This window comes from Pseudomonas sp. GL_093 (assembly GCF_057837605.1).
The window spans coordinates 2,404,204-2,430,225 of the sequence record NZ_CM174448.1 but is presented as its reverse complement, the minus strand read 5'-3'; the positions used below and the strand labels follow the sequence as shown (position 1 = coordinate 2,430,225).

The 26,022-nt window shown below is 57.2% G+C and carries 29 protein-coding genes and 1 tRNA gene; 7 read left to right on the top strand and 23 right to left on the bottom strand.

The genetic code is table 11. The annotated features are described in order from the left end of the window. Positions 1 to 30: 30 nt before the first annotated feature. The 10 genes from AC3IUE_RS11105 to thrS form a co-directional block, all read right to left on the bottom strand. Positions 31 to 2,832: a tetratricopeptide repeat protein gene (locus tag AC3IUE_RS11105; RefSeq protein ID WP_489267331.1), complete on the bottom strand. Its 2,802-nt coding sequence runs from the start codon at positions 2,830 to 2,832 to the stop codon at positions 31 to 33. A gap of 440 nt (positions 2,833 to 3,272) precedes the next feature. Beyond that, a tRNA-Pro gene (locus AC3IUE_RS11100) sits at positions 3,273 to 3,349 on the bottom strand. Positions 3,350 to 3,438: 89 nt separating this feature from the next. Then, positions 3,439 to 3,795 carry a MerR family transcriptional regulator gene (locus AC3IUE_RS11095; protein WP_003179985.1) on the bottom strand — a complete coding sequence of 119 codons (357 nt, stop codon included), beginning with the start codon at positions 3,793 to 3,795 and terminating at the stop codon, positions 3,439 to 3,441. Continuing rightward, on the bottom strand, positions 3,776 to 4,078 hold the full coding sequence (ihfA, locus tag AC3IUE_RS11090; RefSeq protein WP_002553164.1) for an integration host factor subunit alpha: 303 nt from the start codon (positions 4,076 to 4,078) through the stop codon (positions 3,776 to 3,778). Before ihfA ends, AC3IUE_RS11095 begins: the two co-directional genes overlap by 20 nt. A 3-nt stretch (positions 4,079 to 4,081) precedes the next feature. Continuing rightward, positions 4,082 to 6,463: a phenylalanine--tRNA ligase subunit beta gene (gene pheT / locus AC3IUE_RS11085; protein ID WP_489267326.1), complete on the bottom strand. Its 2,382-nt coding sequence runs from the start codon at positions 6,461 to 6,463 to the stop codon at positions 4,082 to 4,084. A gap of 26 nt (positions 6,464 to 6,489) precedes the next feature. Beyond that, positions 6,490 to 7,506 carry a phenylalanine--tRNA ligase subunit alpha gene (gene pheS, locus AC3IUE_RS11080; RefSeq protein ID WP_461997695.1) on the bottom strand — a complete coding sequence of 339 codons (1,017 nt, stop codon included), beginning with the start codon at positions 7,504 to 7,506 and terminating at the stop codon, positions 6,490 to 6,492. A gap of 109 nt (positions 7,507 to 7,615) precedes the next feature. Next, on the bottom strand, positions 7,616 to 7,972 hold the full coding sequence (rplT, locus tag AC3IUE_RS11075; RefSeq protein ID WP_007905879.1) for a 50S ribosomal protein L20: 357 nt from the start codon (positions 7,970 to 7,972) through the stop codon (positions 7,616 to 7,618). A gap of 27 nt (positions 7,973 to 7,999) precedes the next feature. Next, on the bottom strand, positions 8,000 to 8,194 hold the full coding sequence (gene rpmI / locus AC3IUE_RS11070) for a 50S ribosomal protein L35 (protein ID WP_008145659.1): 195 nt from the start codon (positions 8,192 to 8,194) through the stop codon (positions 8,000 to 8,002). Positions 8,195 to 8,254: 60 nt separating this feature from the next. Further along, positions 8,255 to 8,806, bottom strand: a complete 552-nt coding sequence (gene infC, locus AC3IUE_RS11065) for a translation initiation factor IF-3 (protein ID WP_169857083.1) — start codon at positions 8,804 to 8,806, stop codon at positions 8,255 to 8,257. Beyond that, positions 8,806 to 10,728, bottom strand: a complete 1,923-nt coding sequence (gene thrS / locus AC3IUE_RS11060; protein WP_008145656.1) for a threonine--tRNA ligase — start codon at positions 10,726 to 10,728, stop codon at positions 8,806 to 8,808. The genes infC and thrS overlap by 1 nt, the downstream gene beginning before the upstream one ends. A gap of 374 nt (positions 10,729 to 11,102) precedes the next feature. On the opposite strand from thrS, the gene AC3IUE_RS11055 reads away from it, so the two are divergent. Continuing rightward, positions 11,103 to 11,405, top strand: a complete 303-nt coding sequence (locus AC3IUE_RS11055; protein WP_056744489.1) for a hypothetical protein — start codon at positions 11,103 to 11,105, stop codon at positions 11,403 to 11,405. 292 nt (positions 11,406 to 11,697) lie between these two features. After that, positions 11,698 to 11,910, top strand: coding sequence for a cold-shock protein (locus AC3IUE_RS11050; RefSeq protein ID WP_007905882.1), 213 nt, complete (start codon positions 11,698 to 11,700; stop codon positions 11,908 to 11,910). 72 nt (positions 11,911 to 11,982) lie between these two features. On the opposite strand, the gene AC3IUE_RS11045 is transcribed toward AC3IUE_RS11050, so the two are convergent. Both AC3IUE_RS11045 and AC3IUE_RS11040 read right to left on the bottom strand, forming a co-directional pair. Next, positions 11,983 to 12,303, bottom strand: a complete 321-nt coding sequence (locus AC3IUE_RS11045) for an I78 family peptidase inhibitor (RefSeq protein WP_033061805.1) — start codon at positions 12,301 to 12,303, stop codon at positions 11,983 to 11,985. 166 nt (positions 12,304 to 12,469) lie between these two features. Next, positions 12,470 to 12,775, bottom strand: a complete 306-nt coding sequence (locus AC3IUE_RS11040) for a hypothetical protein (RefSeq protein ID WP_056744487.1) — start codon at positions 12,773 to 12,775, stop codon at positions 12,470 to 12,472. Between the two features lie 132 nt (positions 12,776 to 12,907). Between AC3IUE_RS11040 and AC3IUE_RS11035 the strand changes: the two genes are divergently transcribed. Continuing rightward, positions 12,908 to 13,120: a hypothetical protein gene (locus AC3IUE_RS11035; protein ID WP_033061806.1), complete on the top strand. Its 213-nt coding sequence runs from the start codon at positions 12,908 to 12,910 to the stop codon at positions 13,118 to 13,120. Positions 13,121 to 13,152: 32 nt separating this feature from the next. On the opposite strand, the gene AC3IUE_RS11030 is transcribed toward AC3IUE_RS11035, so the two are convergent. From AC3IUE_RS11030 to AC3IUE_RS10995, 8 genes are all read right to left on the bottom strand, one after another. After that, positions 13,153 to 14,181 carry a nucleoside hydrolase gene (locus tag AC3IUE_RS11030; protein ID WP_056744485.1) on the bottom strand — a complete coding sequence of 343 codons (1,029 nt, stop codon included), beginning with the start codon at positions 14,179 to 14,181 and terminating at the stop codon, positions 13,153 to 13,155. A gap of 43 nt (positions 14,182 to 14,224) precedes the next feature. Next, positions 14,225 to 14,629: a D-ribose pyranase gene (rbsD, locus tag AC3IUE_RS11025; RefSeq protein WP_489267320.1), complete on the bottom strand. Its 405-nt coding sequence runs from the start codon at positions 14,627 to 14,629 to the stop codon at positions 14,225 to 14,227. After that, positions 14,626 to 15,543, bottom strand: coding sequence for a ribokinase (gene rbsK, locus AC3IUE_RS11020; RefSeq protein ID WP_489267318.1), 918 nt, complete (start codon positions 15,541 to 15,543; stop codon positions 14,626 to 14,628). Before rbsK ends, rbsD begins: the two co-directional genes overlap by 4 nt. Positions 15,544 to 15,601: 58 nt before the next feature. Next, positions 15,602 to 16,621: a LacI family DNA-binding transcriptional regulator gene (locus AC3IUE_RS11015; RefSeq protein ID WP_056744478.1), complete on the bottom strand. Its 1,020-nt coding sequence runs from the start codon at positions 16,619 to 16,621 to the stop codon at positions 15,602 to 15,604. 3 nt (positions 16,622 to 16,624) lie between these two features. Beyond that, positions 16,625 to 17,602: an ABC transporter permease gene (locus AC3IUE_RS11010; protein WP_056744476.1), complete on the bottom strand. Its 978-nt coding sequence runs from the start codon at positions 17,600 to 17,602 to the stop codon at positions 16,625 to 16,627. Then, positions 17,599 to 19,152, bottom strand: a complete 1,554-nt coding sequence (locus AC3IUE_RS11005) for a sugar ABC transporter ATP-binding protein (protein ID WP_489267315.1) — start codon at positions 19,150 to 19,152, stop codon at positions 17,599 to 17,601. The genes AC3IUE_RS11010 and AC3IUE_RS11005 overlap by 4 nt, the downstream gene beginning before the upstream one ends. 56 nt (positions 19,153 to 19,208) lie before the next feature. Continuing rightward, positions 19,209 to 20,162, bottom strand: a complete 954-nt coding sequence (locus AC3IUE_RS11000; protein ID WP_033061812.1) for a sugar ABC transporter substrate-binding protein — start codon at positions 20,160 to 20,162, stop codon at positions 19,209 to 19,211. Between the two features lie 193 nt (positions 20,163 to 20,355). Next, entirely contained in the window at positions 20,356 to 20,817 is a 462-nt protein-coding gene (locus AC3IUE_RS10995; RefSeq protein ID WP_056744469.1) for a hypothetical protein, read from the bottom strand. Positions 20,818 to 21,166: 349 nt separating this feature from the next. Here AC3IUE_RS10995 and AC3IUE_RS10990 point away from each other — a divergent pair, with 349 nt between their 5' ends. The 3 genes from AC3IUE_RS10990 to AC3IUE_RS10980 all read left to right on the top strand — a co-directional run bounded on the left by AC3IUE_RS10990 (position 21,167) and on the right by AC3IUE_RS10980 (position 23,410). Continuing rightward, positions 21,167 to 22,255, top strand: a complete 1,089-nt coding sequence (locus tag AC3IUE_RS10990) for an asparaginase (protein ID WP_056744467.1) — start codon at positions 21,167 to 21,169, stop codon at positions 22,253 to 22,255. 170 nt (positions 22,256 to 22,425) lie between these two features. Beyond that, positions 22,426 to 22,716 (top strand): DUF1654 domain-containing protein, encoded by a 291-nt coding sequence (locus AC3IUE_RS10985; protein ID WP_489267311.1) that lies wholly within the window; start codon positions 22,426 to 22,428, stop codon positions 22,714 to 22,716. 4 nt (positions 22,717 to 22,720) lie between these two features. After that, positions 22,721 to 23,410, top strand: coding sequence for an endonuclease (locus AC3IUE_RS10980; RefSeq protein WP_489267309.1), 690 nt, complete (start codon positions 22,721 to 22,723; stop codon positions 23,408 to 23,410). 55 nt (positions 23,411 to 23,465) lie between these two features. On the opposite strand, the gene AC3IUE_RS10975 is transcribed toward AC3IUE_RS10980, so the two are convergent. Together AC3IUE_RS10975 and AC3IUE_RS10970 are read right to left on the bottom strand one after the other, a co-directional pair. Continuing rightward, on the bottom strand, positions 23,466 to 24,377 hold the full coding sequence (locus AC3IUE_RS10975; protein WP_489267307.1) for a siderophore-interacting protein: 912 nt from the start codon (positions 24,375 to 24,377) through the stop codon (positions 23,466 to 23,468). A gap of 105 nt (positions 24,378 to 24,482) precedes the next feature. Next, positions 24,483 to 24,848: an SPOR domain-containing protein gene (locus AC3IUE_RS10970; protein WP_489267305.1), complete on the bottom strand. Its 366-nt coding sequence runs from the start codon at positions 24,846 to 24,848 to the stop codon at positions 24,483 to 24,485. Between the two features lie 250 nt (positions 24,849 to 25,098). On the opposite strand from AC3IUE_RS10970, the gene csrA reads away from it, so the two are divergent. Further along, the gene (gene csrA / locus AC3IUE_RS10965; RefSeq protein ID WP_007938114.1) at positions 25,099 to 25,293 is read left to right on the top strand and encodes a carbon storage regulator CsrA; all 195 of its coding nucleotides are present in this window, start codon (positions 25,099 to 25,101) and stop codon (positions 25,291 to 25,293) included. Positions 25,294 to 25,473: 180 nt separating this feature from the next. Here the strand turns inward: csrA and AC3IUE_RS10960 are convergent, their stop codons facing one another. After that, positions 25,474 to 25,929 (bottom strand): DUF2214 family protein, encoded by a 456-nt coding sequence (locus AC3IUE_RS10960; RefSeq protein ID WP_489267302.1) that lies wholly within the window; start codon positions 25,927 to 25,929, stop codon positions 25,474 to 25,476. Positions 25,930 to 26,022 lie beyond the last annotated feature (93 nt).

Genomic DNA, 26,022 nt, shown 5'->3' with positions numbered 1-26,022 from the left:
CCTCGTCTGCAAAGATCTTGCTCGAGGGGCTCAGCCCTGTTGTTGCATCAATTTTTCGATTCGCGCTCTCAGGCGTTCACCGTATTTGTCATCACGCACCAAACTATGGGCTGTCATTGCGCTCGTGATCGCCTCTGGCATCTTGCCCAACGCTTCCAGGCATTGACTTACCTGATCGTGATAAATGGACAGCCTGCTCTGGGCCTTGGTGTCCCTCGAAGCCAATTCAAGGGCCCGCTCCGCGGTCATCAGCGCCTCATCACGATAGTCGAGCGCCAACTCCGCCTTTGCCTGCTGATACAGCAGCCAATGGTCCCTAGACTGCTCAGGGATCCGGTTTACCGCAGCCAGTGCTTCCTCGGCATTTCCAGCCGCAAGGAATGTTTTAGTGATCACACGTGCCGCAAAAGACTGGTTGCCCGAAGAACGGCTAAGCTCCTGCGCGAATGCACTAGCTGTACCGTACAACTTCCGCGCGAAGTCGTGTTTTCCCTCTTCCGACGCGACGGTAGCGACATTGGTTAACGCCTCGCACGCATTGACCCATTGGCGCTCATCTACAGCGTTGGGGAAGATAGCCAGCATGTCCGGGAAGACTTCAGCTACGGCTACGCAAACCTCCCCGTGACGGTAGCCAAACAGGGAAGTCAGGGCGAGAAACGCCTCGTAAAACTGATCGAATCCTTCCAGCGCGGACATCGCGACAACGTCGGCAAGCTGCTTAATATCTGCCGGATTTGCCGCCAGTTCCTCTCTCACGCCCGGATAGGAGCGAAGTCGGCTCAGAGCCGCCAGGGACACGCGAAGTGGCACCGCGTACAGATCTTTCAGAATATCCTTGATAAGGCTGCGAATCGCCTTTTCGCCTTCCGACTTCACTTCGTCGCTCGCACCCCTTTGGGTTCCCATGTGTGCGATCTGCCCATAGGTGGCGTGCCATCCGGGCCTGTCGGTCAGCAGCCGCTGGAAGCTCACCCAGGCCGCTTCGAGTTGGTCGCACCGACGAAGGGCCTTGCCCTGGTGGTGCAGCATCTCGGCACGGATATCGGGTTCCATCGTTTCCTCGGCAATCTTCCCGTACTCTTCGGCGCAGGCCTCGTAGTGGCCAGGCCGATCGTTCTTAGGCAGGAAATACGAATACGCCTCCTTGCTGTCGACGACGCATAGCAGTTCGGCGATCGGCATGTCTGTGCGCAATGCCGAGCCATGCAGGTGACCTATCAGTTCCGCCTTGGCACTGTGCTCCATCTGCAGCAGTGCATACGTCAACCAATCCGGGCGACGCTCGCCGCGACCCTCGTGCGCGGCTAACAACTGGTCTGCGGACAAATGAATCTGCCTTAGCACGCTGGGCACCATCTCGCCTCCATGGCGCTCAACATACCGCTCCACCGCATCGGCCAGCTCGCGTCCGTCTAGTGCTCCCGCTCGTACGGCGCGGCAGATCAAATCGTGGACCGACAACGTGGACGATGTGGCAGTGCGATTGAGTATCGCCAGTCGCTGCAACGAAGCGCGCGCATTGGCACCAATGAAGGACGTCAGGAAATGGGAGTCGTAGGTCGTACACCCGCTATTGGCGATCTTGACCAAAGCCTGCCGATTCATCTCGCTCAGTCGCTTCAAGATCCGCGCCATAATGGGGCCGCCATCGTCCCCATGCGCAGCTTGAGGCATCGCGAGGACTTCGCGATAGAGGTCATCCTTGTCGATGCCGTCCATCTCGGCCACTTCTCGCGTGACCGCGAGAATCAACGGGCAGAACCGGCAGGCTCCGACGAATTGCCGAGTGGTGTCATTGGCCGTGGCTTCGTCCTCGCCCAGGATCCGAAAAGCGGTTACGAGCGACAAGCGAGGCATCGACAGATGAATCGGACTGTTTGGTTCACCCTGCTGGGAGGTCAAGAGAACCCGCCCGCCAAGCGCGAAACCTGGCGCCAATTCGGAAAAAGACTCTACCGTCACGCGCCGCGACAGGTCATCCACAATCAGGAGCGTTCTCGTGGAATTGAATACTCCGGCCACATTGATCGCGACGCCACCGCGCGATCGCTTGATCGCAGTGAGCGGCACCCCATCTTTCCAGTCCTCGCCGGAAATCCAAAGATAGTTCCCAAACTCATGGAGCGCGGCGCGCACGTAATCGATGGCAGCCTGCGTTTTGCCTGAGCCGCTGAGACCGTGCAGCACGCAGATCTCAGTGCCGGCAGCAAAATGGTGCCTGATCGAATCGAGGAACAGCGGTTCGGACTGGTGGTTCGTACAGGCCGGAGAAACCCGTCCGTAATACTCGTAGTTGTCCAGGTTCTGCGCGAAGTCGGGAAGGTAGTAGCGATAGAGGTCGGCGGCCTGCGAGTTGTCCTGCGACGACTGGAAGATGGTCTTGGCCAGTTCCCGTGCGTCCAAGAAGTTCACCCGTGCTGCATGCTCCTTCGCGAGGTCAGACTTGTTGAATTTCCCCCTGAACGATGCCGGCTCTTCGTCACTCGAAATCAAGTAGATCTTCGATGGCGGCGTGTCTCCGCTCTTCGCCACCGCGTGCAGGATGTCTTTTGCGATCTTGTCAAACCGGTTCTCGTTCTTCCCGCCAGAGGAATCCTCGAAGTATTTATCCTCGGTGCTGTACTCGCCAACGATCGTGAAATCTTGGGAAAACGTATCGACCGTGTAACCCACCGGTTTATAGTCCTTGTTGATGCCGTGGTGCACTAGTTTCTTGGACTCGAGGGTTTCGATGACCTTGTGGCCGATGATCTCGAGCGAGGTGGAATCGATATCGGCGAGCTCATCAATCAAATTCTTGATGATTCGCTTCTTGATGAACTCGGACATTAACTTCCCCTGGAGATCGTGTTTGCGCCAAGCGCGACCGTTGATCATACCGCACCGACCGCTGCCAGAAACTTGGGCTGAGTTAGTCAACAGCGTTAAAAGCGACCGCTTAGGGTCGAAAGGACCCTGTAGGGCAAGCCCCTTTCGGCCCCATCCCGGAAGTCCAAAGCTGGACTTAAACGCACGGATAGTGCTGGATTTCGTGGTTCCCGCTGGAACGAAAAAAGGACCCGAAGGTCCTGATTTCAATCACTTACAGAATTCAGTGGAACTCCGCAGCGCAATATTTGGAGCGGGAAACGAGACTCGAACTGGTGAGCCTATACACAGATTTGCATCGCGACAAACGGTCAAATTTTTCCGTGGGGGTAAATGTGGGGGTATTTTTCAGACATGAAAAAGCCCAACCTTTTCAGATTGGGCTAAGTCATTGAAAAATATGGTCGGGACGGAGTGATTCGAACACTCGACCCCTAGCACCCCATGCTAGTGCGCTACCGGACTGCGCTACGCCCCGACTAGGCGTGAAACCCGTTCCTCTTCTCGAAGAACGCTCAAGAATATATCGCAAGCTTTTGAAAACTGGAAGTATTTAAAAGCAGGAATTTATTTCTTGAGCACAACCAGTACATCTTCCAATTCAGCGATCATCTGCCGAATCATTTGCTTGTATTGAGTGGTGTCGTCTTTGGCTTCATCGCCGGACAAACGCAGGCGTGCGCCGCCGATGGTGAACCCCTGATCGTAAAGAAGCGCGCGGATCTGCCGGATCATCAGCACGTCTTGTCGCTGATAATACCGGCGGTTTCCGCGGCGTTTGACGGGGTTGAGTTGAGGAAACTCCTGCTCCCAGTAACGCAGCACGTGTGGTTTTACCGCACACAGCTCGCTAACTTCACCAATGGTGAAGTAGCGTTTGCCTGGGATGACGGGTAGCTCGTCGTTATGACTTGGTTCCAGCATAAGCCTCAACTCGGGCCTTCAACTTCTGCCCTGGACGAAAGGTGACCACACGGCGAGCCGTGATCGGGATTTCTTCACCCGTTTTCGGATTGCGGCCAGGCCGCTGGCGTTTGTCCCGAAGGTCGAAATTGCCGAAACCGGACAATTTGACTTGTTCGTTGTCTTCAAGAGCGTGCCTGATTTCTTCAAAAAACAGTTCGACCAATTCCTTGGCTTCCCGTTTATTCAGGCCCAGCTCTTCATACAGACGTTCCGCCATCTCAGCTTTCGTCAGAGCCCCCATACGTCACTTCCTTAACGTGGCGTTCAACCTTTGTTCGAGCGAGGTGAGGATGTTTTGCGTCGTGGTATTCACCTCATCGTCATTAAGAGTGCGCGATGGATGCTGCCAGGTCAAGCCGACTGCAAGGCTTTTTCTATCAGGATCAATGCCTTTACCCTGATACACGTCAAATAGCCTGAGGTCTGTCAGCCATTCGCCTGCATTTTCACGGATTACGTCCAGTACGGCACTGGCCGCGACGTCCGTGGCCGCAATCAGTGCCAGATCACGACGCACTTCAGGAAAGCGCGATAACTCCTGGAATTTAGGCATTTTGCCCAACGCTACTTCGGCCAAAACCAGCTCGAATACGAAGACTGGACGGTCGAGACCGAGAGTTTTCGACAACTCAGGGTGGATAGCACCGACGAAACCGACCAAGCGACCTTCACGTTCGATGCGCGCGGTTTGACCCGGGTGCAACGCAGGGTGTTTACCCGGTACGAAAGTGAATGAATCCAGTGCACCGGCAAAGCCCAGCACCGCTTCTACGTCGGCTTTGACGTCGAAGAAGTCCACCACATCGCGACCTTGTGCCCAGCCTTCCGGCAGACGGCTACCGCAAACAACACCCGCCAGCATCGGCTCTTGCTTCAGGCCTTCCAGCTGACCGACGAAACGCAGGCCGCTTTCGAACAGACGCACGCGATCCTGTTGACGGTTCAGGTTGTGCTGAAGCGCCTTCACCAGACCCGGCCACAAGGACGAGCGCATGGCGGCCATGTCGTTCGAAATCGGGTTGGCCAACAACAGCGGTTCGACACCTGGATTAAACAGCTCAAACTGTTTCGGATCGATGAAGCTGTAGGTGATCGCTTCCTGATAGCCACGAGCCACTAGCAGACGGCGCAGCTCAGGCAGATCGCTCCGCGCCTCAGCCTTGGCTTGCGGCGCCAGACGAGCTTGCGGGTAGCGAACCGGCAGACGGTTGTAACCATACAGACGAGCCAGTTCTTCGATCAGATCGACTTCCAGGCTGATGTCGAAGCGATGGCTTGGTACTTCAACGCGCCACTGCCCTGCCCCATCGGCAGAAATCTTCAGACCCAGGCCGCTGAGCAGTTGCTCGACTTCGGCCGACTCCATTTCCATACCCAGCATCTGAGTGATGCGTTGCGCACGCAGAGTAACTGGCGCAATCGACGGCAGGTGTTGTTCGCTGACGGTTTCGATGATCGGGCCAGCTTCGCCGCCAGTGATTTCCAGCAGCAGGCCAGTGGCGCGCTCCATGGCTTCACGGGCCAACTGCCAGTCCACACCACGCTCGTAGCGGTGCGAGGCGTCGGTGTGCAGGCCATAGGAACGGGCCTTGCCAGCGACAGCAATCTGATCGAAAAACGCGCTTTCCAGGAACACGTCGCGAGTGGTCGCGGTGTTGACGCCGCTGTGCTCGCCACCCATAACGCCGGCAATGGCCAGGGCGCGGGTGTGGTCGGCAATCACCAGCGTATCGCTACGCAGGCTGACTTCCTGACCGTCGAGCAGTACCAGCTTCTCGCCTTCTTCAGCCATGCGCACGCGGATGCCGCCATTGATTTCGGCGAGATCGAAGGCATGCAGCGGTTGACCCAGCTCCAGCATCACGTAGTTGGTGATGTCGACGGCAGCGTCGATGCTGCGCACGTCGCCACGACGCAAGCGCTCAACCATCCACAGTGGCGTCGGCTTGGACAGGTCAACGTTACGGATCACACGCCCCAGGTAACGTGGGCAAGCGGCTGGCGCCAGCACTTCGATCGAACGCACTTCGTCGTGCACGGCTGGCACGACAGCAACCACCGGACGGGTGACTTCAGCAGCGTACAACGCGCCGACTTCACGGGCCAGACCGGCCAGGGACAGGCAGTCGCCGCGGTTCGGGGTCAGGTCGACCTCGATGCTGGCGTCATCCAGGCTCAGGTACTCACGAATGTCCTGACCGACCGGCGCATCGGCCGGCAATTCCATCAGGCCATCGTTACCTTCGCCGACTTGCAGCTCGGCTTGCGAGCACAGCATGCCGTTGGACTCAACGCCACGCAGCTTGGCTTTCTTGATTTTGAAGTCGCCCGGCAGTTCGGCACCGATCATGGCGAACGGGATCTTCAGGCCCGGGCGCACGTTGGGTGCACCGCAAACGACCTGGAAGGTCTCCGAGCCATTGCTGACCTGGCAAACGCGCAGCTTGTCGGCGTCCGGGTGCTGCTCGGTGCTCAGCACCTCGCCCACCACCACACCGGTGAATTCGCCGGCGGCCAGCGTAACGCTATCGACCTCAAGACCGGCCATCGACAGACGAGCAACCAGCTCGTCACGACTTACCTGCGGGCTTACCCAGCCACGCAGCCATTGTTCACTGAATTTCATCCTGCTCTCCTAAGAATTCGTTACGACTAGCGAAATTGCGCGAGGAACCGCAAGTCGTTGTCGAAGAACAGACGCAAGTCGTTTACGCCGTAACGCAGCATGGCCAGACGCTCAACACCCATGCCGAAGGCAAAGCCCGAGAACTCTTCCGGGTCGATCCCGGACATACGCAACACGTTCGGGTGAACCATGCCGCAGCCCATGACTTCCAGCCAGCCAGTCTGCTTGCAGACACGGCAGCCTTTACCGCTGCACATCACGCATTCCATGTCGACTTCGGCGGATGGCTCGGTGAACGGGAAATACGAAGGGCGGAAACGCACGGCCAGTTCTTTTTCGAAGAACACGCGCAGGAACTCTTCGATGGTCCCTTTCAGGTCGGCGAAGTTGATATCGCGGTCGACCAGCAGGCCTTCGACCTGGTGGAACATCGGCGAGTGAGTGATATCGGAGTCGCTACGGTACACACGGCCTGGGCAGACGATGCGGATCGGCGGTTGTTTCGATTCCATGGTGCGGACCTGTACCGGTGAGGTATGGGTGCGCAGCAACATGTTGGCATTGAAATAGAAGGTGTCATGCATCGACCGGGCCGGGTGATGGCCTGGGATGTTGAGCGCTTCGAAGTTGTGGTAGTCGTCTTCGACCTCAGGGCCTTCGGCGATGCCGTAGCCGATGTGGGTGAAGAACTGCTCGATACGTTCCAGAGTGCGAGTGACCGGATGCAGACCACCCGAGGTCTGACCGCGGCCAGGCAGGGTCACGTCAATGGACTCGGCGGACAGTTTGGCGGCCAGGTCGGCCTCTTCAAACTGTGCCTTGCGCGCATTGAGAACCTCTGTGACACGCTCCTTGGCAACGTTGATCAGGGCGCCGACTTGCGGACGCTCTTCTGCCGGCAAATTCCCCAGGGTCTTCATCACCTGAGTCAATTCACCCTTTTTGCCAAGGTAGTGAACCCGGATTTGCTCCAGGGCATTGATATCTTCAGCGCTTTGCACAGCCTCTAGTGCTTGAGAGACGAGCGCATCCAGGTTTTCCATGTACAGACTCCAGATACAAAATAGGGGAAGAGCTTGAAGGCTCTTCCCCTATTTATGACGTTTAACACCTGGCCCCACAGAGGTGAGGCCGGGTGACTGTCGGGGGTACTTAAGCCAAGGTGGCTTTAGCTTTCTCGACAATCGCAGCAAACGCCGCTTTTTCGTTCACTGCCAGATCAGCCAGAACCTTACGGTCGATCTCGATGGACGCTTTTTTCAGGCCGGCGATGAAACGGCTGTAGGACAGACCGTTGATACGTGCACCAGCGTTGATACGAGCGATCCACAGAGCGCGGAACTGACGTTTTTTCTGACGACGGTCACGGTAGGCGTATTGGCCTGCCTTGATTACCGCTTGCTTGGCAACACGGAATACGCGCGAGCGAGCGCCGTAGTAGCCTTTAGCAAGTTTCAGAATTTTTTTGTGACGTTTACGGGCAATGACGCCACGCTTTACACGAGCCATGAGTTACTTCCTCTATTCTTGACTAAATTAACGAAGGCGCAGCATGCGCTCGACTTTTGCCACGTCACACGGTGCCAGCAAGCTGCTACCGCGCAGTTGACGCTTACGCTTGGTCGACATTTTAGTCAGGATGTGGCTCTTGAAAGCGTGCTTGTGCTTGATACCGTTAGCAGTTTTCAGAAACCGCTTAGCAGCACCACTTTTAGTTTTCATTTTTGGCATGTTCGGATACTCCGCATTCAGTTGATAAACATAATCAGAAGGCCTGCCGTGCCCTATTGATTACTTCTTCTTTTTCGGGGCGATGACCATGATCAGTTGGCGTCCTTCCATCTTAGGATGCTGTTCGACCGAACCGTACTCGAGCAAGTCACCTTCAACTCGCTTGAGGAGTTCCATCCCCAGCTCCTGGTGGGCCATCTCACGGCCGCGGAATCGCAAGGATACCTTGGCCCTGTCCCCATCACTCAGGAAACGTACCAGGTTGCGCAGTTTTACCTGGTAATCCCCTTCCTCCGTCCCTGGACGAAACTTGATTTCTTTAACCTGAATCTGCTTCTGGTTTTTCTTGGCCGCGGCAATCTGCTTCTTCTTTTCGAAGATCGATTTGCCGTAGTCCATCAGTTTGCAAACAGGGGGTACTGCATCGGCGGAAATCTCCACCAGATCCAGTTTGGCCTCTTCAGCCTTAAGAAGCGCGTCTTCAATTGACACAATCCCAAGCTGTTCACCTTCAGCCCCAATTAACCGAACCTCGCGTGCCGAGATATTCTCGTTGATCGGGGCCTTCGGTGCAGCTCGTTTATCTTGTCTCATTTCACGCTTAATAGTAATTACTCCGAATCTGGGCGACCACGCCGGGAAACCGCTTGAGCGAGGAACTCGGCGAACTGGGCGACGGGCATCGAGCCCAGGTCAGCACCTTCACGAGTACGCACAGCGACAGTCTGCATCTCGACTTCCCGATCTCCGATAACCAAGAGATAAGGAACCTTGAGCAAAGTATGCTCGCGGATTTTAAAGCCGATCTTTTCATTTCTCAAGTCAGACTTGGCACGAAATCCGCTTTCGTTGAGAGTTTTTTCAACCTCAGCGGCGAAATCAGCCTGTTTATCAGTGATATTCATGATCACTGCCTGGGTCGGAGCCAGCCACGCGGGGAATGCACCCTCGTAGTGCTCGATCAGGATTCCAACGAAACGTTCGAAGGAGCCAAGGATCGCCCGGTGCAACATAACCGGGTGCTTGCGACTGTTGTCTTCAGAGACGTATTCGGCTCCCAGACGGACAGGCAGGTTAAAATCGAGCTGAAGGGTACCACACTGCCAGACGCGACCAAGGCAATCTTTCAGCGAGAACTCGATCTTCGGACCGTAGAACGCACCCTCGCCCGGCTGCAGATCGTACGGCAGGCCAGCACTATCAAGGGCTGCAGCCAGAGCCGCTTCGGCGCGATCCCATAGTTCGTCGGAACCGACGCGTTTTTCCGGACGAGTGGACAGCTTCATCTCGACGTCTTTGAAGCCGAAGTCGGCATAAACGTCCATGGTCAGCTTGATGAACGCAGCGGATTCGGCCTGCATCTGCTCTTCAGTGCAGAAGATGTGGGCGTCGTCCTGAGTGAACGCACGCACACGCATGATGCCGTGCAGCGCACCCGATGGCTCATTACGGTGGCAAGCACCGAATTCGGCCAGACGCATCGGCAACTCACGGTAGCTTTTCAGGCCCTGATTGAACACTTGCACGTGGCAAGGGCAGTTCATCGGCTTGATGGCGTAGTCGCGGTTTTCCGACTGAGTGGTGAACATGTTGTCGGCGTAGTTGGCCCAGTGCCCGGATTTCTCCCACAGGCTGCGGTCAACGACTTGCGGAGTTTTGATCTCCAGGTAACCGTTGTCGCGCTGAACCTTGCGCATGTATTGCTCGAGCACCTGGTACAGAGTCCAGCCGTTCGGGTGCCAGAACACCATGCCCGGCGACTCTTCCTGGGTGTGGAACAGGCCCAGACGCTTGCCGATCTTGCGGTGATCGCGTTTCTCAGCTTCTTCGATGCGCTGGATGTAAGCCGCAAGCTGCTTCTTGTCTGCCCACGCCGTGCCGTAAACGCGCTGCAATTGCTCGTTCTTGGCATCGCCACGCCAGTAGGCGCCGGACAACTTGGTCAGTTTGAAGGATTTCAGGAAGCGCGTGTTCGGCACGTGCGGACCGCGGCACATGTCGACGTATTCTTCGTGATAGTACAGGCCCATGGCCTGCTCGTTCGGCATGTCTTCGACCAGGCGCAGTTTGTAGTCTTCGCCGCGGGCCTTGAACACTTCGATCACTTCGGCGCGCGGAGTGACTTTCTTGATCACGTCGTAATCTTTTTCGATCAGCTGCTGCATGCGCTGTTCGATGGCGGCCAGGTCGTCCGGAGTGAAGGGACGCTCAAAGGCGATATCGTAATAGAAGCCTTCGTCGATGACCGGACCGATGACCATCTTGGCCGTCGGGTACAGCTGCTTGACCGCATGGCCAACCAGGTGGGCGCAAGAGTGGCGAATGATCTCCAGCCCCTCTTCATCCTTTGGCGTAATGATTTGCAGCGTAGCGTCGCTGCCGATGATGTCGCTGGCGTCGACCAGCTTGCCATCGACCTTGCCGGCCACGGTGGCTTTGGCCAGACCTGCACCAATGGATGCGGCGACCTCGGCTACGGATACCGGGTGATCGAATGAACGTTGACTGCCGTCGGGAAGAGTAATAGTTGGCATGGCGCCTCCTCTCCTAGTGGTGACCCCTACCAAAGGTCACGTGGGTTGGGATGAGCCAGTACAAGATCCGATCCAGGCCATTCAATGACGAACGCCTGCCTTACAGCGGCAGGAGCCTTGCGGCCAACCGGAAAACCGAACCAGAGTGACTGGGATTCAAATCAGGGTTATTCGCACATTTGCCGCTACCGGGACTGAAGGTCATCCGGAGCCTGCAAACGCCCGAGTCAGGCATGCTAGCACAGATGAACGGTCGTCGATGCACCGAGGCTTTGTCTTGGGGCAAATCGAGCAATTTTATGCCAGAGTGCTGAACTAGAACCCTGCTTTACCCCTCAGATAACAAGACATTGACCCACAAGGAGCATCCCAGCATGCATCTGAAACGTTTATTCGCAGTAGTCGCCCCCATCGTTTTGCTGCTGCCACTGGCCGCCCATGCCGATTGGCCGAAGGGCGAACGCGAGAAATACATGGCTCAGTGCACAGAAGCGGCCACTCCGCAGATCGGTGCTGCAGCAGCAAAGGCTCACTGCGCTTGCGGCGCCGACGCCATCAAATCGTACCCGGCCAAAGACATCCAGTCCCTGATGGACAACACCGCCAGTGACGCCCTGAAGCAAAAGGCACTGACGCAAATTGGCGCGTGCAAAGCCGCTGACAAGGCCAAAAAATAAGCCCGACAGAGCGCTTTTTGCGCCTGCAATGACAGTAAAAAGCCTCTGAAAACCGCTTTTTCGTACAATTTATTCAGGTTTTACAGGTTTTTTTATTGTCTTTACTTTTGGCTGAAAGCCTTTTAAAACGGGGCTTGCAGCCAAACAAAGCAGCAAACAGAACGCGACTGCAGGGCAAACAGCACGTCCGGGGGGCTCCCAAAGCGAACATTTCGACTATGATACCCCGGTGTGCCCAGTTGGCCTGAGCAGCACAGCACTACTGAAAATATATGTTTCTTGGAGATACACCATGTCTAATCGCCAAACCGGCACCGTTAAATGGTTCAACGATGAAAAAGGCTTCGGCTTCATCACTCCTCAAGGTGGCGGTGACGACCTGTTCGTACACTTCAAAGCTATCGAAAGCGACGGTTTCAAAAGCCTGAAAGAAGGCCAGACCGTTTCCTTCGTGGCTGAGAAAGGCCAAAAGGGTATGCAAGCTGCACAAGTCCGCGCTGAGTAATTTTCAGCCGCACTAAAAAAACCCCGTCCACGTGACGGGGTTTTTTATGGGCGAAACAAAAACCTGAAGCGATCAGCCGCAGTTGACGCGGGTGACGACCCGATTGGCATCGGTATTCAGGTTCAGGCGATCAGAGCGGTACTCCAGGGTCACCATGTCGGTGGGCAAGAGGAACCGTGCATTCTGCGCGCCTGCGCGAGTACGCGCCTGCTCCAGCAGTTCAGGCGAAGCCTTTTTGCCAATGGTGAATTCCGCAGCCTTTGCCTCACAACGGCTGTGACCCGTGTCAGTCGTCGTGACAGGATCTGTTGTCGACTCGGTGGAGGTAGTGCTGCAACCGGCCAGCATGGCAACGGCCAACAAAGTACCCAATGACGCGAGCTTCCAAGGCATGAAGCCTCCTTTTTTCAATAGTTAAGCTGAGATCGTGCGACCGCCAATCTGGCGTTTGGTTTCACAAGGAGCACTAGCACCCTGCCCTCTATTCGGACACGCGGCGAGTTTGCCTGAGCATCGCCCTGCCGTTTACCACTCAATCGTGACTGAATATGAACAGCGTTCAATAGACGTCAATGTAGTCGAACGGCGGATTCGGCCAGTTCTCTTTCAGCGCATTGAAAATCTGCATGACCCAGACCTCGTCACTGGCCGCGACCATTCCGACATAACCGGAACCCTTGGCCCACGTCTCCAGACGAAACAACAGTCCGCTGATATCAGTGCCGCCCACAATGCCTGACGAAATGTAGGCGATGCCGCCCTTGGTGACTCGCAATTGAGTGTGCTCATCGTCGCTGGCCGAGGCCAGCAACTGACGCACCGCCTCAAGGGTCAAGCCGTCAGGAGTGTTCAAATCGATCTGCACAGCACAGTCCTTGAAAATTCGTCAAAGACCAAGTGTCGCATAGCCCTCCCCTCATGCCTAAGTCGGAGTGCCAAAAGCCGCGCAAAATGGTTAACTCGACACTCAGACTTTCCCGACTTCACGAGCGCCATCATGACCACCGTAAGTATCGACGCCGACATCAAAGCCAAGTGGCCACAGGGCCACAGCTCTTACAGCCCGGGCAGCCCGGAAGAGTTGGCAATCATTGGTATCGATCTATTGGTCAAGGAGCTGGGGACTGAAGCGGCGCAATCCTTCATCGCGCAAGTATTCGAGAAATACCCGGCCGACTACAAGGGCGCTGAATATAACGAAAGGGAGTGAAACCCGCAGGGCGGCACCTGCGGGTCTATGGCTTACTTCAGACGAGCCAGACGCTCGGTCAGCAGGTCAAAGAAGCCCTGGGCGTCGCCGCTTTCTACCCAGAAAGCGTTCTTCGGCGCTTTCAGGCCGTCATACCAGTCGACGATAGTTTGGCCGAACGTCGGGCCTTCGCGGCTATCAACGACTACGTTGACTGAACGACCGGTGAACAACTCAGGCTTGAGCAGGTAGGCGATGACCGTCGCGTCATGCACCGGGCCACCCGGAATACCGTAGTGCTCCATGTCGCCTTTGACGTATTCATTGAGAATATCGCCCACCAGCTTGCTGGCATTGTTGTTGATCGCTGCGATTTGCTTCAGGCGCGCTTCGCTGGTGAGGATCTTGTGGGTCACGTCCAGCGGCAGGTAGGTCAGCTTCACACCGCTTTTCAATACCACTTCCGCAGCCTGCGGGTCGGCGAACAGGTTGAACTCCGCCACCGGGGTAATGTTGCCACCGTTGAAGTGCGCCCCGCCCATGATCACCACCTCCTTGATGCCCTGAACGATCTCAGGTTCCTGGATCAGCGCCAAGGCCAGGTTGGTCTGTGGACCGAGCATGGCGATGGTGATGCTGTGGGGCTTGGCGGCTTTCAACGTATCAACCAGGTAATTGACCGCATTGCCCTGGGCCAGGCCTTTTTTCGGCTCGTGTACGGTGACGCCCGACAGGCCTTCCTTGCCATGGATGTCCTCGGCATAGATCGGCGTGCGCATCAGCGGCTTCGGAGCGCCCGCGTAGACCGGCACCTCTTCGCGCCCTGCCCACTCGCGGGCCAGCCGCGCATTACGCGACGTCTTGTCCAGACGCACATTGCCGGCGACGGTGGTCAGCGCACGAATGTTCAGCTCTTGCGGCGATGCCAGGGCAAACAGCAAGGCAACCACGTCGTCGGCACCCGGATCGGTGTCGATGATCAAGTCGATCTTTTCCGCCGCCTGGGCGCTTGTTGCAGTAATCAGGGACAAAAGCAGCAGACTCCGGAGCAGATGGTGCAGTTTCTGAGCATAGCGGTGCATAGCGCACTCCTTGTGCAGGGGACAGCAGAAAGACAACAGCGAGTTAGAACGTAACCCCCGCCACCAGCACGATGTTGCAGTACGGCTGACATTCACCCGTACGAACAATCGCCCGTGCCTGTCGGCTGAGGACTTTGAATTGGTCATGACTGAGCAGCTCACGATGACCCAGCGCACCTTCGGTATTCAGCTCATCGAGCGTCGCCAACGCCGAAGGCTTTTTGTCCAGGATCTCCTGGGCCAATACATGGCTCTCGACCTGCATTTCGCTGAGCACAACCTTCAACGTGCTGACGAAATCCGGGATTCCGTGGGTCAGGGCCAGGTCGATCAGTTCAACGCCAGGCGGCACCGGCAAACCTGCATCGCCGATCACCACGATGTCGCCATGACCCAGGGAAGCGATCAGCCGCGACAGCGCGACGTTGAGCAAAGGTGTTTTTTTCATGGTGCTTTAAAGGCCTGTACGTCGGACAAGGTGGGAATCGAGGGTTGCGCGCCAGCGCGGGTCACCGACAGCGCCGCGGCGACTTGGCCGAAACGGATCGCGTCAGCTTCGCTTTTGCCGGCCGCCAGTGCGGCGGCGAAACCACCGACGAAGGTGTCGCCAGCCGCCGTGGTATCGACAGCCTTCACCTTCGTCGCAGGGAAATGCTCGAAGCCTTTGCCGTTCGCGAACAGCGAACCTTGAGCACCAAGGGTGATGATGACCTTGCCGGCACCCATGGCGATCAACCGGGTCGCAGCGGTTTCGGCGGAGGCCAGAGAATCCACTGGCAAACCACTCAGCGCCGAGGCCTCGCTTTCGTTGGGAATCAGATAATCGATGGACGCGTACCAGTCCGCCGGCAGTGGGCGGCTGGCCGGCGCCGGGTTGAGGATCACGGTCTTACCCAATTCACGACCACGCTTGAGCGCATGACCGACAGTGGCATCCGGCACTTCCAGCTGACAGATGATCACGTCTGCGGCCTGTAATACTGCATCGAAGCGGTCGATCACCGCTGGCGTCAGCGCACCATTGGCACCGGCAACGATCACGATTGCGTTCTGGCTGTTGTCATCGACCACGATCAACGCTACGCCGCTGGAGTCGTCGACGGTGCTGACCGCCTGGCAATCGATCTGCTCGGCCAACAGCGCCCCGCGCAGTTCTTCGCCGTAGGCATCACTGCCCACGCAACCGACCATCGATACCTGCGCCCCCAGCCTCGCCGCGGCGACTGCCTGATTCGCGCCCTTGCCACCGGAAACCGTGGCAAACGACTCGCCGATCAGCGTTTCACCGCCACGGGGCAACCGTGGCGCCCGGGTGACCAGGTCCATGTTCAGGCTGCCTATAACCACTACTTTTGCTGGCATACGTCACTACTCATCAATTCTGTTTCAGCGGTGCTTTCGATTCAGCGGGTTTCTATTTTCAACGGAACTGGGCGAACACGCCGGCCAGCGGCGCAGTCGACTCCCGCAGGACAATACTGGGCGTCACGATCCGTTGATCGGTGGCCATATCCGGTGTAGCGATTCTTCTTAAAAGCACTTCGGCCGCCATCTCGCCGAGTTGCAGGATCGACTGCCCCACGGTGGTCAGCGCCGGGTACACATAGCGGCTCATCTGAATATCGTCGAAGCCGATCACCGACAGTTCTGTCGGTACACGAATGTTGCGCTCGGCCGCCGCTCGCAGCACACCGATGCCAATCATGTCGTTACCGGCGAAGATCGCGCTCGGCGGGTTCTTTTCCAACAGGATCGCGGCGGCGTTGTAACCACCGGTGCTGGTGAAGTCGCTTTCCAGCATGCGCTCGCTGGATACTTCGACACCCGCCTCTTTCAGGGCACGGCAATAACCGGCCAGACGCATCTGCGCCACGCTGGTACTCGCCGGGCCGCCAATAGTGGCGATGTCCCGGTGCCCCAATTCCAGAAGGTGGCGGGTCGCCAGATAAGCGCCGTATTCGTGATCGATTCGCACCAGGTCGGCATTCACACCTTCCAGTCCACGGTCGACGATCACCATCGGCGTACGCACACCTGCCAGGCCCTCCGCCAGCCCCTCGTCACCGCCAGCGGAAGCAACGATCAGCCCGTCGATGCGCTTTTCCAGCAGTACGCGCAGGTAACTGCGTTGCTTGTCCGGGTTGTCATCGGAGTTACAGAGAATCACGCAGTAGCCATTACGCTCGCAGTAATCCTCGATGCCGCGCGCCAGTTCGGCGAAGTACGGGTTGAGGCTGTTAGGCACCAGCAACCCAATGGTCGCTGTGGTTTTGGCTTTGAGAGACCGGGCCACGGCACTGGGCACGTAGTCGAGGGTTTTGATCGCCGCCTCGACCTTGACCCGCACCTCTTCGCTCACCGGCCGGGTCTTGTTCACGACGTGGGAAACCGTGGTGTAGGAAATTCCCGCGAGCGCTGCCACATCCTTGATTGTTGCCATGACTCAGGTCCGCCGGCTTGCGCGCTGACTGCGATAAGTATCAAGCACCACCGCCACCACGATCACTGCGCCGGTGATGATGCGTTTGGTGGGTTCAGTCGCACCGATCTGCGCGAGACCGGCCGCCAATACGGAAATGATCAGAACCCCGAAGAACGTACTGATGACTGAACCGCGGCCACCCATCAAACTGGTGCCGCCGATCACGACCGCGGCGATCACTTGCAACTCCAACCCGGAGCCGGCATTCGGATCCGCCGCTTCCAGGCGAGAAATCTGAAACAGCGCAGCGATACCGGCCAACAGCCCCATCAGACTGAATACCAGGATCTTGTAGGGCTTCGGATTGATCCCCGCCAGACGCACCGCCTCTTCGTTGGTGCCGATGCCGATCAGGTAACGACCGAACACGGTACGCGTCAGCACGGCCTGGGCAATGAAGATGATCAACAAGGCAATGATGAACGATGGCGAGATGCCGAAGGCGATCGGGTTGGACAACCAGGCGAAGGCGTCGCCGATGTAGGCCGTGCGCGACCCAGTCATTTGATAGGCCACGCCGCGGGCCATTTCCAGCACGCCGAGGGACACGATGAACGACGGAATCCGCCAGGCCACCGTGATCGAACCGGTGATGGTGCCGGCCAGTGCTGCCGCCGCCATTCCGAGCAGCGCCGCAGGCAACACGCTCCAGCCCCAACCGAGAATGGCCACGCTGACCGTTGACGCCGCGAGCGCGAGCACCGAGCCTACCGACAGGTCGATGCCGCCGATGATCAACACGAACGTCATGCCGACCGCCAGCACCATCAAGTCCGGAATCTGGTTGGCCAAGGTGCTGAAGGTGTCATAGGACAGGAAATGGCTGCTCAGAACCGAGAACAGCGCGACCATTGCCAGCAAGGCACCGGCCAGCCCCAGATAGGTACCGAGGCCGTAGAAGTTGCCACTACGTTTGCCGACAGTCACTGCAGTATTCATGCGAGATCCCTAGGCGCTGCTTCATTGAGCAACGCATCACGTTTTTGGTAGCCGGCGAACGCGGCGGCAAGCAAATCATCCTGGGTCCAGCTGTCACGCTCAAAGGTGTCGATCAGACGTCCTGCCGAGAGCACGCCGATGCGGTCGCAGATCAACATCAGTTCACGCAAATCGCTGGACACCACCACGAGCGCTTTGCCTTGACGGGTCAGCTCACCGAGCAAGGCATAGATGTCAAACTTGGCGCCGACGTCGATACCACGCGTTGGCTCGTCGAACAACATCACCGAGCAATCGCGCTCAAGCCACCGGCCGATCACGACTTTCTGCTGGTTGCCGCCGGACAGTTCCGACACAAGTTGCGTCGGGCTGGAGCTGCGGATGCGCATGGCGTCGATCTGACGCTGGGCCAGGGCCATCTCGTCACCGTTGTTGACGAAGCCGCCGCTGGAAATTACCGGCATATTGCCCAAGGCAATATTCGCGCTGATCGATTGAGTCAGCAGCAGGCCTTCGCCCTTGCGGTCTTCGGTGATCAGGGCGATGCCATGACCGACCGCGTCAGCCGGTGACCGGATACTGACAACCTGTGCTGGCGAACCGAGCGCGACCGTGCCGCTGTCCGCTGTATCAGCACCGAAGATCAAGCGCAGCAACTCGGTGCGCCCTGCCCCGATCAAGCCGGAAATTCCGTAGATCTCTCCGGCACGCACCTCGAAGGACACATCGCGAACCTTGTCGGAACGGGTCAGCCCTTTGACCGTCAAGGCTGGAGCGCCGATCTTGCGCGGGCCCATGTCGATATGTTCGCCGAGTTCACGACCGACCATCAGCGTCACCAGTTGCTCGCTGTTGTAATTGGCCATCGGCTCGACGCAAACCAGGTTGCCATCGCGCAGTACCGCAATACGCTGGGCGACCCGCGCCAGCTCTTCGAGACGGTGCGAGATATAGATGATCGACACGCCGCGAGCTTGCAGTCGAGTGATCTGCTCGAACAGCATCTCGACTTCACGGTTCGTCAACATTGCGGTCGGTTCGTCGAGGATCAGCACGTGGCAATCGCCGATCAGGTTGCGGGCGATCTCCACCATTTGCTGGTGGCCGATGCCCAATTCGCCCACCAGCGTGTCCGGGTCAATCGCGTCGAGGCCAACCTGGGCCATGGCTTCGATCGCAGCCTTGCGCAATTGCCTGCGACTGATCCAGCCGCCCTTGCTGGGCAGGTTATCGAGAAACAGGTTTTCCGCCACCGACAGGGTCGGCAACAGATTGAGTTCTTGCATCACCATGCGGATGCCGAGGTCTTCGGCCTGGGTGCGGCTTGCGGGGCGGTAATCCTGCCCCTGGAATTGCATGCGGCCTGTGGTCGGCGTGACCAGCCCGCCGATGATCTTCGACAGCGTGCTTTTTCCCGCGCCGTTTTCGCCGGTCAGCGCCAGCACTTCACCGCGCATCAGCGTCAGGTCGATGCCGGTCAGGACCGGTTGGGCGTAGGTCTTACCGATACCGCTGACCGAGAGGACAGCGTTCGGGGCGGAAACTGACATAAAAACTCTCCATGCGCTCGCCCCGACGGGCGAGCACCATTGTGTCGCCAGAAGGACTACTTGGTGACCAGCTCTACCGGAGTTTCGATCACGCCATTGGCGCCACTGTCGACTTTCTCACCCTTGATGATCTTCAGCGCAGTCTCGATGCCAAACACCGCTTGCCTGGCTGCAAACTGGTCAGCGGTGGCCAGAACTCGGCCATCCTTGAGCATTGGCTTGATGGCGTTGATGTTGTCGTAACCGACTACTTGCACCTTGCCGGCCTTGCCCGCTGCACGCACCGCGGATACTGCGCCGACGGCCATGCTGTCGTTGCCGGCCAACAGGGCTTTGACTTGCGGGTATTCGCTGAGGATCGAGGCAGCAACCTTGTTGCCTTTGTCGATTTCCCAGTCACCGGACTGCAAAGAGACAACCTTGATCTGCGCCGCTTCCATTGCATCCTTGAAGCCTGCGGTTCTTTGCTGTGCGTTGGTGGTGGTTGAAACGCCTTCGATGATGCCGACTTCGTCTCCGGCCTTCAGTTGCTTGGCCAGGTACTCGCCCACCAGACGCGCGCCTTTGCGGTTATCCGGGCCTACGAACGGTACGGTGATGTTTTTGCTTTTGACCACAGCCGGGTCCAGCTGGTTGTCGATGTTGATCACGGTGATACCGGCATCGATGGCTTTCTTGATTACGGGAACCATGGCCTTGGAGTCGGCCGGCGCGATGACCAGCGCATTGACCTTGGCCAGAATCATTTGCTCGACGATGCGCGTCTGGCCAGCCGTGTCGGTTTCATCTTTGATGCCGTTGGAGATCAGCTCGAAATCGCCGGAGTGGTCTTTCTGATAGGCCTTGGCGCCGTCTTCCATGGTCAGGAAGAATTCATTGGCCAAGGATTTCATGACCAGCGCGACTTTGGGTTTTTCAGTCTCGGCGAAGGCCGAAGAGACGGGCAACGCGACGGATGCGGCAGCCAGCATAGCGACAGCGAGAAGACGTCCAGCGAATGGCAGCTTCATGGGTTCACTCCGATCTTATGATTATTGTGAGCAACGCTTGCGCTGGCGTAGGCTTCATTGCGCTCGCTGATGGAAACCACCGGGAGCACCGCGCAAACGTTTGCGGAGACCGAACTATGCGAACCCTGCCGTGATTTGTCAACGGCCGGGAAAGACGTTTTGCGGGGTAACCGGCAAACACCGGGTATTTACGTCAGGCCGTCGTGTTAACCACCGATCCGTCACCCGATCGCTTGGCCATTTCCTTGTAAAGGCTGTTGGCCGTTTCCATTATTGCAGCAGTGGTATCGGCCATTTGCCCCTGAATCGCCATCACTACGGTGGTCTTGGCTTCAGGCGTCGGGTAAGACGCCGATTGGGCCGCTGCCAATTGTTGCTGTTGCTGACGCAGTTGCTCTTGCAGTTCTTTCAGGCGCTTGAGCAAAATCTTTTCCGCCACCGAAGCGTTGTCGGCGCCATCCGTTTCAGTCGACGCCTGCGCACTTTTTTCCAAGCCGACAGCGCCGGTTCTGACTTGCTTGCTGTCGCTTTCCTTCGTACCCAACGCTTGATCCGCGGCATCGGCCGTCTGATCGCTCAACGCTTGAATCGTAGCGGCGGACTTGCCGCCGATGGTGACGCCTGCGGCGTATGGAATACCAATGGATAACGACATGTGAACTCCTGAGTAGAAAGATCCTTTAAAGGAACATCGACCGAAGCGCGGGTTTCTTTAGCACTGATTCGCAATCTCGCAAGGCGATTTTTTCTACAGAGGTCGTAGTACTTTTCGGAGAGCCGAACACAAACGCTCAACGCGTTCGGAAACCCGGACAACAGACTGTGTAACCATTCTGGCCAATAAAATAAATACTGATACGAATCATCAAGTTAAAAATTTTTCTGATTCAAAGTACGACTGGTACAGATCCTGCTCATCTCATTCACCCCAAGCGTTCAGATCCGCTTGGGGCGCATCTAGATGAACCTGCATCAGCACCGTCTCACTACTAGAGAGAAAAATAATGACATCTGCTTTCAAGACCTTTGTTCCGGGCGCTTTAGCCCTCTTGCTGCTCCTGCCTACTGCCCTTCAGGCAAAAGAAGTCGAAACCCAACAGAAACTGGCGAACGTGGTGATCCTGGCCACCGGCGGCACCATTGCCGGCGCAGGCGCCAGCGCCGCTAACAGCGCTACCTATCAAGCGGCAAAAGTCGGCATCGAACAATTGATCGCCGGGGTTCCGGAACTCAGCCAGCTGGCAAACGTTCGTGGCGAACAGGTCATGCAGATCGCGTCCGAAAGCATCACCAACGACAACCTGCTGCAACTGGGTCGTCGCGTGGCTGAACTGGCCGACAGCAAAGACGTCGACGGCATCGTTATCACCCACGGCACCGACACCCTGGAAGAAACTGCCTACTTCCTGAACCTGGTGGAAAAAACCGACAAGCCAATCATCGTTGTCGGCTCCATGCGCCCAGGCACCGCGATGTCGGCCGATGGCATGCTGAACCTGTACAACGCAGTGGCCGTGGCCAGCAGCAAAGAGGCACGCGGCAAAGGCGTACTGGTGACCATGAACGACGAAATCCAGTCGGGTCGCGATGTCAGCAAAATGATCAACATCAAGACCGAGGCGTTTAAAAGTGCCTGGGGTCCACTCGGTATGGTGGTCGAAGGTAAATCTTACTGGTTCCGTCTGCCGGCCAAGCGTCACACCATGGACTCGGAATTCGACATCAAAACCATCAAGAGCCTGCCTGACGTCGAAATCGCCTATTCCTATGGCAATGTCAGCGATACCGCTTACAAAGCGTTGGCTCAGTCTGGCGCCAAAGCCATCATTCACGCCGGTACCGGCAATGGCTCTGTCTCGGCCCGTGTAGTCCCGTCGCTGCAAGCCCTGCGCAAGGACGGCGTGCAAATCATTCGCTCGTCCCACGTCAACGCCGGCGGTTTCGTACTGCGTAACGCCGAACAGCCAGACGACAAGTACGACTGGGTTGTGGCGCATGACTTGAACCCGCAAAAGGCCCGCATCCTGGCCATGGTCGCACTGACCAAGACCAACGACAGCAAAGAGCTGCAACGGATGTTCTGGGAATACTGATTCGCCCTCGCCTGACCGGTTCCGGTCGGGCACTGCTTTCACCACTCGCCTACCCAGGCGAGTGGCTCACACTCCCTTCCGATATTTCGATAAAAATCTTCCATTCGTCCTACACCAAACGGAAAAAATTGCTGTCAGAGGATTTTCTTGAATTTTAAGCAGTTGCGAAAATGCTTACAGTTAAATACTGTATGCACGTACAGCTTAATAAGGATAATTCCGTGGCCACCACCTCTGCCTCTCCTGACTCCTATACACGCATGGGTATGCGCGTTCAAAAAATCATCAATTCCCCTACCGCCCAAAAAGCCAAAGCAGCCTTGATCTTCCGTCTACCGGACGAACCCGTGGATGAGTGGGAACAATTGCTCGAAGAAATCGACGAGAACGACAACGTCACCCTCGCCTATCGCGACGATGGCGGCGTGCAGATTTTTTGGGTTGTGCCGAAGGAAGATTGAGTCAATGAGTGTCCGCTGGTTTGCTTTGCTGTTTTTGTTCATAACCGTCGGCGCCCAGGCTGCCGCCCCACGCACTTTCAACGAAGCCAAGAAAGTTGCCTGGAAGCTCTACGCACCGCAATCCACAGAGTTCTATTGCGGGTGCAAATACACCGGCAACAAGGTCAACCTCGCAGCCTGCGGTTATGTACCGCGTAAAAACGCCAAGCGCGCTTCCCGCATCGAGTGGGAGCACATTGTTCCGGCCTGGCAGATCGGCCATCAGCGTCAGTGCTGGCAAGAAGGTGGGCGCAAGAACTGCACGCGTTACGATCCGACCTACCAGAAGGCCGAAGCCGACCTGCACAACCTGGTGCCGAGCATTGGCGAAGTGAATGGCGATCGCAGCAACTTCAGCTTCGGCTGGTTGCCGGTGCAGTCGGGCCAATATGGCTCGTGCCTGACCCAGGTCGATTTCAAGGCGAAGAAGGTCATGCCCCGCCCGTCCATACGCGGCATGATCGCCCGAACGTATTTCTACATGAGCAAGCAGTACGGTTTGCGCCTGTCGAAACAGGATCGACAGCTCTACGAAGCCTGGAACAAAACCTATCCGGTAGAGGCCTGGGAACGCCAGCGCAACCAAAGCGTGGCGTGCGTCATGGGCCGCGGCAACGAGTTTGTCGGCCCGGTCGACATGAAAACCTGCGGCTAAGCGCTCGCTGAAAACACAAAGGCCTCGGGTTTGATACCCGAGGCCTTTGTCGTTTCTAACCGTCCACTTTGTTGTAGCGCCAGTAGCCCATCAGGTTGAGTGATTCCTTGGCAAGGCCGCATTCCTTGATCAAGTACTTACGCAGACTCATCACGGCAACCGTCTCCCCGGCGATCCAGCCGTAGAAGCCATCACGGGCAGAGTCGGACGTTTCCCAGAGCATGTCTTCGTCGACATCGACTTCTGCCAGTTCCACCGTTTCGAATGCTTTCGAAGCGGATGACGGCAGAATGGCCCGACAGACCGCGTCGACCATCAGCGAACCCGCGCCAGTCGCGGTGGCGTGATCTCGAATCAGCCATTCCACCGAAAGCCCGGGCCAGTCAGGAACCGGCAACGCATCGTCCACGCTGTCTACTTCAAAAAACACCTGGGTTATCGGTGGCACGGCAAGCACTGCCAGCTCATCCAGAATGCCAAGCGCCGCGGGTAAAGCCGTGGCGTCGGCGACCAGTAACAGATGCTTGAGCTGTTGAGGCGGCTTCCATTCGAAACCGCCCGCGTCTTGTGCCGAAAACTGGCGATCAGGTGCGACGATCTGGATCGGTTCACCCGCCACCGCATGAATTGCCCAACGGGATGCAGGGCCGGTTTCGCCGTGCAACACGAAGTCGATATCCACTTCGCCCTGCTCGGCACGCAAATGCCGGATGGTGTAAGTGCGCATTGCCGGGCGCTGGGCAACCGGCATCGAGCGGTAACGTGCGTACCATCCATCGCCATGAGCGAGCCTGGCAGGCGAACCGTCCACAGCCGGAAAGAACAGCTTCACGCGCTGGTCGGGGGCCCAGGTCGTCATTTCGGTAACCATCGGACCGGCCAGAGTGACGCGCATCAAATGCGGACTCAGCGTCTTTTTGCGCCGCAGGACTGCGTCGAATATTTTGTAAGGGGTGGCGGAGGCCATGGGGGGGGGAACTCCTACAGGGAATCGACAGTGACTACGTCTAGAAACGAGTCAATGTGGATCCCCTTTAAGGCGTTCCGTCGAAAGCAGCCTGGAAAAGGACTACTACTGGGTCACTGAATGTTCGACGACCAGCAATTCGATGTTCTGTTTCTTCGCCCGGGTGAGAGACGCGCGCACTTCTGTCTGTTTGGCCTCGGCCTCGGCTTTCGAACTGAATGGCCCGAGCAAAATCCGGGTTTTTCCATTTTCCTTGACGATATTGGAAACGAAACTGTGCTCAATCAGCCAGCCGCTCAAATCGCTGACCGCCTGAGGTGTTTCGCCTCGAACTTCGAGATCCCATTGTGGTGCGGATGCCACCGAAGGTGCAGCCGCAGCTGCCGATTGCGGCTTTTGCGCCTCAACACTCTTGCCCTCATCGCATCCCGCCAGCGCCAGTACCGCGATTACCAAGACCATTTTGCGCACAACGCTTCCCTCAGAATGCTTAAAGCGGCGATTTTAGCATCCATGAATACTTCCCGAGTGCCGCAAAATGGGCTCAAAACAACGAGAATGATGGTTGCGGCCTCTGTATAGTTACGCCTTGGGAATTAATGCAGCATCTGCGCGTCAGAAAGAGGCACCCAAACCGCGAGACTTCGCACTAATCTATACATACCACCGACCTCTGCACTGTCCGAATCAGGTGCCCTACAAAGCAATCAAGGAGAAGACCATGCTGATACTCACCCGCAAAGTCGGTGAAAGCATAAATATTGGTGATGACATTACGATCACCATTCTGGGCGTTAGCGGCCAGCAAGTCAGAATTGGCATCAATGCCCCGAAAGACGTTGCGGTTCATCGCGAAGAAATCTATCAGCGCATTCAGGCTGGCCTCACCGCTCCAGACAAACCGCAGACTCCCTGAATCCTGCTGCAGTCAGTAGCCAGCCCGTTCGTGACAGCGCAATGGCTGGCTAAAGATTCATGCTCGGCATTTTGCTGAGCACTCGCCTCCTCCCCCCATTACGTGAAGCCGATGCTACCGGCTTCGGCCACGCCGTGGCTGTCAGATTATTCGCTTTAACCCTGACGAATCACGCCGTTATTAGCCGAAGGTCACACCGCGCGCCATGCCGGTGGCTGCAATCACCATCAACATCAACAACAGCGCTTCGATATGGCTGATGCGTGCAAACAGCCTGGCTCGACCCTGGTCAATCGAAGCGCCCCTGCCCAAGGCGATCCGCCACTTGATCAAGGTGATCATGGGTGCCACTTCAAGCAGCAGAATGATCACGAACAGCGTCATCTTCAGATGGAACAACGGCTGATGAAGGTAATAGTCGGTGCCTTTTTCGTACCCACCGAAGGCCCGCATCAAACCTGTGATCAGCAAAATACCCGCACAGATGCCCCATACGTTATCGGCAATCAGCACGCTGCGAACCTGCGCCGTACCGGCGATCAGGCGGCTTAACGCCGTCCCTCGGGTGAGCACCGCCCAGAGGCCCAAGGCAACAGCCAAGAGGTGGATCGCCGCAAGAAACCAGTGAAACAGCATAGGGATGCTCCTGACAGGGAGAAGGAAATGGGCTTGTCAGTAGTAGTCCAAAACCTGGAAATTTGCCTGCCAGGCACCCACAGGCTGACGGCG